The organism is Kitasatospora sp. NPDC088346 (genome assembly GCF_044740765.1).
GTDB lineage: Bacteria > Actinomycetota > Actinomycetes > Streptomycetales > Streptomycetaceae > Kitasatospora.
This window is the reverse complement of sequence record NZ_JBIURH010000005.1, coordinates 111408-123631: the sequence shown is the minus strand read 5'-3', so window position 1 is coordinate 123631 and position 12224 is coordinate 111408. Positions and strand designations below refer to the sequence as shown.

Sequence of the window (12224 nt, the reverse complement as noted above, 5' to 3'; positions counted from 1 at the left end):
CATTCACCGTAGCTAATGGACGGTCGGCCGGCTGCGATATCGGCAAATATGACGGTCCGTCATTTCACCTTCTCCGCGCGGCCGGTCGGCCGGCTGGGCTGCCGCTCGGTACCGTCGGGTCGGCTCGGGTCGGTCAGGGCGGGGCGGGCCGGGTCGGCGGCGGCAGGCTCGGGTGCAGGCGCGGTGGCGCCGTGGCGAGTGGCGCGGAGAGGCGGCGGGATGTGCTGGAGCGCGGAGGCGGACGCCGTCACGGGCGGTGTGGTCGCCGCGCTCGGCGTCGTCTGCCTGGCGCGGGTCCGTCGGGTGCAGCAACTGCCTCTGGCCGCAATGCCGTTGGTCCTCGGGGTGCACCAGCTGGTCGAGGCGGCCGTCTGGCTGCGTGCCGCGGGCCGGATCGACCCGGCGACCGCCGGGTCCGCACGGCTCGCCTGGGCGGTGATCGCCCTGCCGCTGCTGCCGGTCCTGGTGCCGTTCGGCGTGTGGTGCGCGGCCCGACCCCGTACGGCGTGGCAGGCCGCCCTGCTGGGGCTGGGTGTCGCGGTCGCCGTCGCGCTGGCGGTGCCGGTGGCGCGGGGCCCGGTCACCGCGCAGGTGCACGGCCACGCACTGGGGTACCGCATCGGGGTGCCGGGCGCGGCCGTCCTGGTGGCCGGCTACCTGCTGGCCACGGTCGGCGCCCTGCTGGCCTCCGGTGACCGGGTGCTGCGGCTGCTGGGTGTACTGGTGGGCGCCGGGGCCGTGGTCTGTGCGGCCGTGTGGCGGCTGACCTTCGTGTCGACCTGGTGCGCGCTGGCGGCCGTCTGTGCGGTCCTGCTGCTGCGGTGGGTGCGGACGACGGGGGCGCGGGGGCGTCCCAGGCCTGTCTGACCAGCCCTAGGCCGGTCTGGCGGCCTCGGCGTGCGCGACCAGGTCCGCGATTAGTGCGGCGATCCGTGGCCAGAGCGCGCGCGGGAGGTCGTGGCCCATGCCCTCGACCACGACCAGCCCGGCGCCGGGGACGGCCGCCGCGGTGGCGCGGCCTCCGCTGACGTCGCACATCGGGTCGTCGGCCCCGTGGATCACCAGGGTGGCCACGTCCAGCGACCGCAGCCGCGGGGTGCGGTCGCCCGAGGCGAGCGAGGCCACCGCCTGACGGGCCACCCCGAGTGGATCGTGGGAGCGGTCGTAGGCGCGCCCGGCCCGGTCGGCCACCGCCTCCTCGTCGCTCTCGAAGCCGGGGGACCCGAGGAGCCGGACGGCGCGGACCATCCGGTCCACCACCTCCGCGCGCCCCTCGGACGGCGGACCCGCCAGTGCGGCCATGGCGCCGGGGCGCGGGCGGCCCACCGAGGGGTCTCCGGTCGTCGACATCATCGAGGTCAGCGACCGGGCCCGGCCGGGGTGTTCGACCGCCACCGTCTGTGCGATCGCGCCGCCGAGGGAGAGCCCCACCAGGTGGGCGCTCTCCAGCCCGAGCGCGTCGAGCAGTCCGGCGGTGTCGCCCGCCATGTCGGACAGGGTGTAGGAGGCGGAGGAGAAGTCACCGGTCAGCGCCGCCGGGAGGTCGGGCACGGGCACGTCGGGGAAGTGCGAGGACAGGCCGACGTCGCGGTTGTCGAACCGGATCACCTGCAGCCCGCGGGAGACCAGTTCGGCGCAGAATCCGTCCGGCCAGGCGATCATCTGCAGCGCGATCCCCATGATCAGCAGCACCGGCGGGTCCCCGGGGTCGCCGAGCCGCTCGTACGCCAGCTCGACCCCTGACGGTCCGACGCCGTGTGCCCGTTCCTCCGCCACCGTCACCACTCCTCGCTCGGCCACCGGACCGTCAACGTACCCGCCCCGCCCGCGCGCCTCCGCTCGCACGGGCCCGCCCGGCGCGTCCGTGCCGCCGGGGCGGTCGTTGTGCGCCCCCGGCGCGCGGGCAGGGGTCGCACTTCCCTCCGGGGCGCGCCCGGCGTGTGCGCCCGCGGTCGCCGAGGTAGGGATCGCCTCGGTACACGGACGATCGTGCGCGGACGCCTTGCGGGCAGAGTGGAGAACGGCAGATGACGAGAGTCTTCGCGGCGCACACGTGTCCGGCCGGCGCGCCGGAACTCGACCGTACGCGCGGGCCCGGCACCCGGCCGAGCACACATCGGTGTCGAGGTGGGCCGCAATCGCCGTTTCCGTCCGGGCGTGAGCCGTGAACACCTAGGGTGGTCGCCACTGTCGTATCCGTGACCGGGAGGTGGCCGATGGTGGTGTTGTGCGTCGGCGGGCCGGCCGACTGTCCGGACCGGTCGCCGCCCGTCGGGTGACTCGCCCGCTCGGCGGCCCCGGTCCGGCCGGCCGCCGTTGCGGTGACTCCCGGTGCGGTCCGACCGTACCGGCGCCTGTCGTCCGCCCCAACTGTGGGGCGCGCAACGGTCCGTGTGCGCCCCCCCGGGGGGATCCGGGGCCGGACCGCCGCCTCGTGTGCTGCCGCCTGCGCGGGGTCGGCGGGTGGCGTCCGGGGACGGCCGGTCCGTGACCATGCGGGGGATGACCGAATCCGTCGATCCTCGCGAAGCGGGGCATGACGGACCTTCGGTGGGCCATAATGAGGACCGTTGGTGGCGGGTTCATGACAGGAGAGCTCTGCGTGGGCCCGCGACCCCACGAGTGGGTGCGCGGGGCGGGTCGGTCGGAGCCGAGGACCGGGCGTGGAAATCCTTCTGACGCTCCGTCGGAGTGATCCGACAGTCCGGAACCGTCCGCGGCCGGGGTCCGGAGTGCCTGGCCCGCCCGCCGACGCCCCGCTGGATTCCCCCTGCTCGCTCGTCGTTCCATGACTCCTTCGATCGTTGAGGACGCTGATGCTTCGTGCTGGATCGTCAACCGGAGGCCGGCGCCCCGCTCCTGTCCTCGGCTGGCTGCTTCCCACGGCGGTAGTGGCTGCGGCCGCGGCCACCGCCGTGTCACTGACCGACCCCGCGACGCGGACGGCGGTGGCGCTGTGCGGCGTCGCGGCCACCGTCGTGGTGGCGCTGGTCGCCGCCGAGGCCGCCCGCCGCGGCCGCGCGCTGGCCACCCTGCGTGAGTCCGCCCGGCGCCAGGAGGCCGAGTTGCGGCACCTGCTGTCCCAACAGGAGCAGCAGACCGCCCGGTTGGCCGCAGTGGTGCTGCCCCAGGCCGTCGCCAGGCTCCAGCGGGGCGAGCCCGTCGAGGACGTGCTCAGAGGCACCGAGACCCACGAGGGCGCCGTCACGCCGGAGTTCCAGGCCGCCCGGCAGGCGGTGCTCCGCTCCGTGCTGGAGGCCGTCGACGCCGAGGAGGGGCTGCGCGAGTCCGCCCAGCGCGCGTTCGTGAACATCGCCCGCCGGGTCCAGGCCATCGTCCACCGCCAGGCCCAGGACCTGCGGGAGATGGAGGACCGGCACGGCAACTTCCCGGCCGTCTTCGACGACCTGCTGCAACTCGACCACGGCAACGCCCTGATCGGCCGTCTCGCCGACTCCATCGCCGTGCTCGGCGGTGCCCGTCCCGGCCGCCAGTGGAGCCGGCCGGTGCCGCTGTACAGCGTGCTGCGCGGTGCCGTCTCGCGGATCCTGGACTACCAGCGGGTCGAGCTGCACCCGGTGTCCGAGGTGGCGGTGGTCGGCCCGGCCGTCGAGCCGCTGATCCACGCGCTCGCCGAGCTGCTCGACAACGCCACCCGCTACTCCCCGCCGCAGACCCGGGTCCACCTGACCGCGGTCGAGGTGCAGACCGGCATCGCCGTCGAGATCGAGGACGGCGGTCTGAGCCTGAGCGAGGAGGGCCGTGCCCGTGCCGAGCGGATGCTCCAGGAGGCGCAGGCCGGGATCGACCTGAACGACCTCGGGGAGACGCCGCGGCTCGGCCTGGCCGTGGTCGGCCGCCTGGCGCAGGCGTACGGCTTCCAGGTCTCGCTGCGGCCCTCCGCGTACGGCGGGGTGCGCGCGGTGCTGATCGTGCCGCAGGACCAGATCACCACCGCGCCGGCGACCGGGCGGGCACACGGCATCGGTGCCTCCTCGGGCCCGCGCCCGGCCGTCGCCGCGGTGCCGCCGCAGCCCCGGGCGCTGGTCGCCCCGGTGGCCGACCCGATGGGCGACGAGGACCTCTTCGAGGTGAGCGGGCGGACGCCGAACGGGTTGCCGCAGCGCCGCCGCCGCAGCAACGGCGCAGGCCCGGCCGGGGGGATACCGGCCAACGCCGCGGCGCCGACGGCCGGCATGCCGGCCGCCAAGCCGGAACAGCCCGGGATGTGGTTGGCCGCCTTCCACAGCGGTGTCAACGGCCAGGTGCCGGACGCCGCACGGACAAGCCGGGAAAGTGACGAGTCGTCAGGTAAGGGTGAGCAGTGATTCAGCAGCGGGCCAACATGGACTGGATGCTCAAGGATCTGGCGGAAAGCGTCCCGCAGACGCGCCACGTGGTGGTGCTGTCCTCCGACGGCCTGCGGATGGCCCAGTACGGGACGGACACCGACACCGCCGACCGGCTCGCCGCCGCCTGTGCGGGTCTGCAGAGCCTGGCCGGCGCGGTCGCCACCGAGTTCCCGCACGGGGACGGCCGGATGCGGATGGTGGTGATCGAGATGGGCGGTGGCTTCTTCTACCTGATGGCCGCCGGCGCCCGGGCCTACCTCGCGGTGCTGGCCGACGAGGGCGTGGACGCGGGCCTGATGGGCCAGCGGATGCGCGACCTGGTGGCCCGGATCGGCGGGCATCTCAGTACCCCGCCCCGCAACGGCGAGCAGGGCGCATGAGTGGATCCGACCCCGACTGGGACGACGCGAATCCCGAACGCCTGTACGTGATCACCGGCGGCCGGAGCGCCTCGGCCCTCGGCGCCGAGGCCGCCGAGCGGACGGTGCTCGACCTGGTCACCCTGATCGTGGCCCGCGCCGAGCCGGACCCGTCCATGCAGCCCGAGCACGCCTCGATCCTGCGGATGTGCCACTCACCGCTCTCGGTCGCGGAGATCTCCGCCTACCTGACCCTGCCGATGAGCGCCACCACCGTGCTGCTCGCGGACCTGCTGGCCGACCGGCGGGTCGAGGCCCGCGCACCCGTCCCGAAGGCCCTCCTCCCCGACCGCGCTCTGATTGAGGCTGTGATGCATGGACTCCAAAGGCTCTGACACGGTGGTCGGGCCGCGCAGCGAGGACACGCTGCCGGCCTCGGCGGCCACCGCGGTCAAGGTGGTGATCGTCGGCGGGTTCGGGGTCGGCAAGACGACCCTGGTCGGCGCCGTGAGCGAGATCCGCCCCCTGACCACCGAGGAGACGATGACGCAGGCCGGCGTCGGCGTCGACGACAACGCGGGGGTCGAACGCAAGACCGCGACCACGGTCGCGATGGACTTCGGCCGGATCAGCGTCAACGACGAGCTGGTGCTCTACCTGTTCGGCACACCGGGGCAGCAGCGCTTCTGGTTCCTGTGGAACGGGCTGTTCGAAGGCGCGCTCGGCGCGATCGTGCTGGTCGACACCAGACGGCTGGAGGTCAGCTTCGACGTCATCGGCCGGCTGGAGGAACGCGGCGTGCCCTTCGTGGTGGCCGTCAACACCTTCCCGGAGTCCCCCTCCTACCCCGTCGAGGAGCTCCGTGCCGCGCTGGACCTGCCCGACGAGGTGCCGATAGTCGGTTGTGACGCCCGCAGACGCGAATCCGGCCGCGACGTCCTGATGTCCCTGATGCGCTACCTCTACTCGCTCACCACACCGGAGAGACCGTGACCACCCCAGTACCTCCCCAAGGCGCCCTCACCCCGCCCCCCGGGTGCCCGGCGCACGGCCTCGGCCCCCAGGGCGTCCGCCGGTTGTACGGCCCCGAGGCCGAGGCCGACCCGGCCGGCCTGTACGAGAAGCTGCGGGCCGAACACGGCCCGGTGGCGCCCGTCCTGGTGCACGGCGACCTGCCCGCCTGGCTGGTCCTCGGCCACCGGGAGAACCTCGACGTGGCCCGTACCCCCTCGCGGTTCTCCCGGGACTCCCGCCGCTGGACGGCGTTCCAGCACGACCAGGTCGCTCCGGACTCCCCGCTGATGCCGGTGCTCGCCTGGCAGCCGCTGTGCGTCTTCGCGGACGGCGCCGAGCACAAGCGGCTGCGCGCCGCGGTCACCGAGAGCCTGGACCGCTTCGACCGCCGGGGCGTGCGCCGCCACGTCACCCGGTTCGCCGGCCAGCTGGCCGACCAGTTCTCCGCCGAGGGGACGGCCGACCTGGTCAGCCGGTTCGCCGAGCACCTGCCGATGCTGGTGATGACCCAACTGCTGGGCATGCCCGAGGAGTACGGCCCTCGCCTGGTCGACGCGGCCCGGGACCTCATGAAGGGCACCGAGACGGCGATCGCCAGCAACGACTACGTGGTGGAGACCCTGCGGCAGCTGATCGACCGCAAGCGGGACGCGCCCGGCGCCGACCTCCCGTCCTGGCTGCTCCAGCACGACGCGGGGCTGACCGAGGACGAGGTGCTGGAGCACCTGCGGGTGATCCTGGTCGCGGCGAACGAGACCACCGTCAACCTGATCGCCGACACCCTGCTGATGGTCCTCACCGACCGCCGCTTCCGGGCGAACCTGTCGGGCGGGCACATGACGCTCCCCGACGCCCTGGACCAGGTCCTGTGGGATTCGCCGCCGTTCTCGGTCATGCCGGGCCGGTGGGCCACCGGCGACACCGAGCTGGCCGGCCGGCAGATCAGAACGGGCGACATGCTGCTGCTCGGCCTGGCGGCCGGCAACGTCGACCCGCAGGTGCGCCCCGACCTCAACGAGCCGCTCTACGGCAACCGTTCGCACCTCGCGTTCAGCGGCGGCCCGCACGAGTGCCCGGGCCAGGACATCGGGCGGGCCATCGCGGAGGCCGGCATCGACACCCTGATGGCACGGCTGCCCGACCTCCGGCTGGCGGTCGAGAAGGACGAGCTGTCCTGGACCTCCGCCTGGATGTCCCGCCACCTGGTGTCCCTGCCGGTCGAGTTCACCCCGCGCCGGCCCGTTCCGGCCCAGGCCACCGCCGCGATCCCGGCCCAGGTGCCGTCCACCCCGCCGCCCGCGGCGCCGGCCCGCCCCGCCGGCCGGGCCCCCGTCCGGGAGCCCGCCGCGGCCCCCGCCACGGCGACGCCGGAGCGCCCGGCACCGCGCCGCGGCTGGTGGAGCGCCCTGGTCGCCCGGCTCCGCCGGCGCTGACCGGCGCCGGCTGCGCGGGCCCACCAGAACGGGCTCCGCCCGGAACGGCAACAGCCGTCCGGGCGGAGCCCGCTGGTCATCGTGCGCTCAGTGCGGCGGCGTGCCGAAGTCCTGCGTCCACCACGGGCCGCCCTTGCCGGTGTGCACACCGATCCCGAGCTCGGTGAACGTGCAGTTGAGGATGTTGGCGCGGTGCCCGTCGCTGTGCATCCAGGCATCCATCACGGCCGCCGCGTCCTGCTGGCCGCGGGCGATGTTCTCGCCCCAGGTGCTCCACTTGTAGCCGGAGGCGTCGATCCGCTCCTGCGGGCCCGCCCCGTCCGGGTTGTTGTGGTCGAAGAAGCCGCGGGCCGCCATGTCGTCGGAGTGCCGCTGCGCCGCCGTCTGGAGCTGGGCGTTGGCCTTGACCGGCCCGCAACCGGCCTTCGCCCGCTCGGCGTTCACCAGGTCCAGGACCTGCTGGACGGTGTCCCCCGAGGGCGGCACCGCCTGCGTGGTGGCCGGCTTCGGGGAGGACGGGCGCGCGGTCGGCGTGGGCGAGGGCGCGGGCGTGCTCGGCGCCGCGCTCGGGCTGGGGGCGGCGCTGGTGGTCGCGGGCGCGGGGGAGGACGGCGTCTCGGCCGACCGCTGGACGTCCGGTGCCGAGGCCAGGTCCACCCGGGTCGCCGCCGGGGTGTCCTCGGCGAGGTCGGCGCGCGGCCCGTAGTCGGGCAGCACACCGGCGGTGACGCCGGCCACGGTCGCCGTCAGCACGGCCGCGCCGAGGACCTTCAGCGGCCCGCGGCCCCGCGCCTTGGGCCGCCGGCGGCCGCCGGCCCGGTGCGCGCCCCCCGAACCGTGCCCCGAGCCGTACCCCGAACCGCCTCCGGAACCGGAGCCCGAGGGCCCGAAAGCCGCCAGCTTCGCGAGGCCGAGGTGCTCGCCGTAGCCGCTCGGCAGCGGGACCATCGCGATCCCGGCCAGCAGCCCCTCGGCCGGCACCAGACCCTCGCGCGCCTGCCAGCAGTACCCGCACTCACGGGTGTGCCGGGAGATCCGCTTGCGCCACAGCGGACTCGGCACGCCGTTCCAGCGCGCCGTCAGCTCGGCCAGTTGCCAGCAGCGCGGCGCGAACGCCAGCGCCCGCACCACCGCCCGGGCGGTCTCCAACTGCTCCTTGACGCGCTGCACCCGCACCGCCGCGTGCTGCGGGGACAGCTCCGCCGCGGCGGCCAGCTCGGCCCGGGTGAGCTCGCCGGCGGCCTCCAGCCACCACAGCGAGAGGATCTGGCGCTCGTCGTCGTCCAGCCAGCGGGTGGCCTCCGCGACCTCCCGCCGCTGCTCGGACAGGCCGAGCCGGACGATCGTCAGCCCGACGAAGTCCGCGGACGGGTCGGGCATGTCGTACGCGTCGTGCAGGCCGCCGTCCGGCCCGGCCGGCGCGCTGTCCCGGTACCGGCGCCGGACCTGGTTCATGGCTATCGCCACCAGCCAGGAGCGGAAGCCCGCCGGGTCGCGCAGTCCGGGCAGGCCGTCCACGGCCCGCAGCATGGTCTCCTGCACCACGTCGTCGGTGTCGGCGTGGCCGGACAGGGCCCGGCCGACGATGTTGTAGACCAGCGGGAGGTGCGCGGCGATCAGCTCGGCGGTGGCCTGCCGGTCGCCGCCGCGGGCGCGGACGACCAGGGCCGGAGACCCGGTGTCCGCGAAGCGGTCGGTGTCCACTGCTCGGTTCACGCTTCTTGCCAGCCTTCCCGGTGTTTCCCTCACGTACTGGGAGATCCGGCGGCCGCCCGCCGATAACGGAAATCCGAGCGAAAAGTTTTCGGACGTCCCCGGGCCGGTGCTCCCGGCCTGGTGAGGGACCCTAACCCACGCCGTCCGGACGGGGGCCGGCGGGCGTGAAAACCGGGTGCACCGACCCCCGGCCGTACGCGACCCTGGCGCGATGGTTGCTTCCCTGATGACGACGGCCGCCGAGGGTGCGGTGGCGGGCCTCGGTGTGGCGATGCCGGTCGGCGCGATCGGCGTCCTGCTGCTGCGCGAGGGCGGCCGCGGTTGGCGCCCCGCGGCGAGCGCCGCCACGGCGGTCGCCGCGGTCGACATGCTGTACGCCGCGGTGGCGGTGCTGGTCGGGCCGCAGGTGGCCCGGCTGCTGGCGGGCACCGGCGGCTGGGTACGGCTGGTCTCGGCCGCCCTGCTCGGCGTGATCGCCCTCCGTGGGCTGCTGTCGCTGCGCACCGCCGGGCCCGCGGCGGGCAGCGACGGCCCGCCGCCGGGCGGCTCGGCGGCCCGCTCCTTCCTCCGGTTCGGGCTGCTCACCGCGGTCAATCCGGCGACCGCGCTGTACTTCACCGCGCTCACCGCGGCCCGCGGCAGCAGCCTGGGCGGCGGCACGGCCGGTGCGGTGTTCGTGGCCGGGGTGTTCCTGGCCTCCCTGCTGTGGCAGCAGGTGGTGGCCGCGGTGGGCACCTTCGGCGTGGCCCGCCTCGGTGCCCGGGCCCGGCAGCTCAGCTACGCGTTGGGCTACGGCGTGGTGGCCGTCCTGGCGGTCCGCCTCGCCTGGTCGAGCTGAGCCGCCGCACTCCGGCCGCCGCTCCGGCTGCGGCCGCCGCCGCACCCCGCGGCGGCAGGTCACCGGACCGGGTCACCTGGCCGCCGTTCCGGCTTCGGCCGGCCACGCGCCGGCGGTCGCCCGGGCGACCTCCCGCAACAGCTTGAGCAGCAGGTCCTCGCCGGCCGTCAGCGGGCGGGCCAGCGTCCAGTTCGCCATCACGGTGCGGGGCTCGGGCTCGGGCCGGATCCCCAGGACGGCCAGCGCGCCGTGCTGGAGCTCCAGCCGGACGGACCGGCGCGGTACCAGCCCGACCCCCAGGCCGATGCGGACGGCCTCCTTGATGCCCTCGGTGCCCCACAGGTCGAGGGTCCGGGCGCCCGGCGGGTCCCACCGGTGCAGGAGGTTCTTGAGCTGGTTACGGGTCTGGGATCCGCACTCGCGCAGCAGGAACGTCTCGTCCGACAGGTCGGTGGGGGTGATCTCCTTGCCTGCCAGCGGGTGGTCCGCGGCGCATATCAGCAGCATGTCGTCGCCGGCGAGCCGCTTCGACTGGAAGCGGCCGGGCGGCAGCACGCTGCCGCTCAGCCCGACCCCGATGGTGCCCTCCTTGAGGGCCTCGGCGAGCTCGTCCGCGGTGCTGACGGCGACGCTGAAGAGCGCGTCGGGCTCCCGGCGGCGCAGTTCCTGGAGGACGGCGGGCAGCAGGTGCCCGCTCACGGTGCTGGTGCTGCCGATGACCAACGGTTCCTGCCGCCAGAGCGCCGCCGCGTGGACGGCGTCGACGGCCCGGTCGGCGAGCGCGAGCACCTCCTTGGTGCGCTCCAGCAGCACCTCGCCGGCCAGGGTGGGCCGGATCTTGGGGCCCGAGCGGTCGATCAGCAGGGTCTGTAGGGAGGTCTCCAGGTTCTGGACCTGTTTGGACACTGACGACTGGCTCAGGAACAGGACCTGGCCCGCCGCGGAGAATCCCTCGCATTCGATGACCTGTGCGAAAATCGCCAGTTGATTGAGGTTGAGTCGCATCGTGGCCTCGCTAGCGTCCGGTCGGGAAGGGACACAGGGGCCGGCGCGGCGCCTCGGGGGCTCGGCCGGTACGGCAATGTACCGTGCGCCCGGGTTCCCGCCCAGTGGCGGTTTCCCTGACGGGTTTTCCGGGCCGGCCCGCGGGCGGCCGAGCAGCCGCCCCCTGCCCCGCCCACCTGTGTTGACGGACCGTCGGGCGGAGCCCCCTCCGGAGCCCCCGGAGCGGGGTGGGGGAGCAGGCCGAAGGTAAAGGATGTGCAAAGTCGCGGGACGAAACCTCGGATCGGCCCTCTTTCCATGGTGAACCGGCTGACCTGAGCCGGCAGTTACCCGGGAGGTATTCCGATGCACCCCTGTCCGGGCCGTCGGCCGACAGCACAATCCCCGTCCGGTCCGCCCGCCCGGTGGAGGCCCTCCCTCGCCGGCGGCGCCGCCGCCGGGACATCCGGCACCCGTCTCCGCTCACGCCAACCCGGCACACCATGGAAGGAGGTCCGATGGACGCGCTGACCCTGCCCGGCGGCGGACGCGGCGAACTCGTCCTGCGCCGCCCGCCCGAACCCGCCGGCGGAGCCCGCCGCTCCGACCGCACCGACCGTACCGACCGCACCGACCGTATCGGCGGCGGCGACCGGGCCGACGATGCCGGCCTGCGGGACGGGGTCGGGACGGTCCAGGCCGTGGCGCTCACCACGGCGCCGGGACCGCCCCCGCCGGGACTGTCCGCCGCCAAGATCGTCGCGTACCTCCACGGACCCGAGCCCTACCTGCTGATCCCCGACCCCGGGCCCGGGCTGCACCGGACGCTGCTGCGCTGGCTGGAAGGCCGGCCGGCGGTGGTCGGCCCGGTGGTGGCGCGCGCCGACGCCGGAGCGTCCCTGCGCTGGGCCCGCACTCTGCTGGCCCTGGCGCCGCAGTGGCCCGGCACCGCCGGGGAACTGCTCTTCGTCGACGACCACCTGGCCAAGGTGGTGCTCTTCCAGGACCCGCTGCTGGCCGGCCACCTGTCGGCCCGGTGGCTCGGCAGACTGCGGGACATGACGCCGCGCCAGCGCGAACGGATGGAGCAGACCCTGCTCGCCTGGCTGGAGGGCGGCGGCGCGACCAAGGCGGCGCTGCTGCTGCGCATCCACCCGCAGACCGTCCGGTACCGACTCCGGCGGTTGGAGCAGCTCTTCGGCAGCAGCCTGCGCACCACGCAGGCGCGGTTCGAGATCCTGCTCGCCCTGAAGATCCACGGCATGGCCGCCGAGTGCGCCCGGCTGCGCCGCAGGGCGGAGGAACTGCCCCCGCGTCAGTCGCCCGCCCATTCGTAACCGCACCACCGAACGGCCGAGGACCGTACCCGGACCCGGCCTGCCCAGATTCCCGTGACCTTCGACCGGGACCTGCGATCACCGAACACCGACCGATCCCGCGCAATTCGCGACGGCCGGACCGCCGTTCCCCGGAATTCCCCCCCCCCGAGGCAGCCGGAAGGCGTCGGACCGGGAATCCGGCGACGGCC

The 12224-nt window shown here is 74.7% G+C and carries 11 protein-coding genes; 8 read left to right on the top strand and 3 right to left on the bottom strand.

All coding sequences use genetic code 11. The features are described from left to right. The first annotated feature begins 219 nt into the window (after positions 1-219). Entirely contained in the window at positions 220-867 is a 648-nt protein-coding gene (locus ACIOFR_RS09945) for a DUF6629 family protein (protein ID WP_400994304.1), read from the top strand. Positions 868-873: 6 nt separating this feature from the next. On the opposite strand, the gene ACIOFR_RS09940 is transcribed toward ACIOFR_RS09945, so the two are convergent. Continuing rightward, entirely contained in the window at positions 874-1800 is a 927-nt protein-coding gene (locus tag ACIOFR_RS09940; protein ID WP_400994301.1) for an alpha/beta fold hydrolase, read from the bottom strand. A gap of 1016 nt (positions 1801-2816) precedes the next feature. Here ACIOFR_RS09940 and ACIOFR_RS09935 point away from each other — a divergent pair. From ACIOFR_RS09935 to ACIOFR_RS09915, 5 genes are read left to right on the top strand one after another with little or no spacing between them, the layout of a single operon-like run. Further along, a complete protein-coding gene (locus ACIOFR_RS09935) occupies positions 2817-4328 on the top strand; it encodes a sensor histidine kinase (protein WP_400994299.1) in 1512 nt (503 codons plus the stop codon). A 17-nt stretch (positions 4329-4345) separates the two neighbouring features. Further along, positions 4346-4732 carry a roadblock/LC7 domain-containing protein gene (locus ACIOFR_RS09930; RefSeq protein WP_400994721.1) on the top strand — a complete coding sequence of 129 codons (387 nt, stop codon included), beginning with the start codon at positions 4346-4348 and terminating at the stop codon, positions 4730-4732. Next, complete coding sequence (locus ACIOFR_RS09925; protein ID WP_400994297.1) at positions 4729-5106, top strand: DUF742 domain-containing protein; 378 nt, start codon at positions 4729-4731, stop codon at positions 5104-5106. The genes ACIOFR_RS09930 and ACIOFR_RS09925 overlap by 4 nt, the downstream gene beginning before the upstream one ends. Beyond that, positions 5087-5704 (top strand): GTP-binding protein, encoded by a 618-nt coding sequence (locus ACIOFR_RS09920; protein WP_400994295.1) that lies wholly within the window; start codon positions 5087-5089, stop codon positions 5702-5704. The genes ACIOFR_RS09925 and ACIOFR_RS09920 overlap by 20 nt, the downstream gene beginning before the upstream one ends. Then, positions 5701-7158 carry a cytochrome P450 gene (locus ACIOFR_RS09915; RefSeq protein WP_400994292.1) on the top strand — a complete coding sequence of 486 codons (1458 nt, stop codon included), beginning with the start codon at positions 5701-5703 and terminating at the stop codon, positions 7156-7158. Before ACIOFR_RS09920 ends, ACIOFR_RS09915 begins: the two co-directional genes overlap by 4 nt. Positions 7159-7245: 87 nt before the next feature. Here the strand turns inward: ACIOFR_RS09915 and ACIOFR_RS09910 are convergent, their stop codons facing one another. Continuing rightward, complete coding sequence (locus ACIOFR_RS09910) at positions 7246-8874, bottom strand: sigma-70 family RNA polymerase sigma factor (RefSeq protein ID WP_400994290.1); 1629 nt, start codon at positions 8872-8874, stop codon at positions 7246-7248. Between the two features lie 211 nt (positions 8875-9085). On the opposite strand from ACIOFR_RS09910, the gene ACIOFR_RS09905 reads away from it, so the two are divergent. Continuing rightward, positions 9086-9712 carry a lysine transporter LysE gene (locus ACIOFR_RS09905; RefSeq protein ID WP_400994287.1) on the top strand — a complete coding sequence of 209 codons (627 nt, stop codon included), beginning with the start codon at positions 9086-9088 and terminating at the stop codon, positions 9710-9712. A 72-nt stretch (positions 9713-9784) separates the two neighbouring features. On the opposite strand, the gene ACIOFR_RS09900 is transcribed toward ACIOFR_RS09905, so the two are convergent. Next, positions 9785-10717 carry a LysR family transcriptional regulator gene (locus ACIOFR_RS09900; RefSeq protein ID WP_400994285.1) on the bottom strand — a complete coding sequence of 311 codons (933 nt, stop codon included), beginning with the start codon at positions 10715-10717 and terminating at the stop codon, positions 9785-9787. 497 nt (positions 10718-11214) lie between these two features. On the opposite strand from ACIOFR_RS09900, the gene ACIOFR_RS09895 reads away from it, so the two are divergent. Further along, positions 11215-12033, top strand: a complete 819-nt coding sequence (locus ACIOFR_RS09895) for a PucR family transcriptional regulator (protein WP_400994283.1) — start codon at positions 11215-11217, stop codon at positions 12031-12033. The last annotated feature ends 191 nt before the right edge of the window (positions 12034-12224 follow it).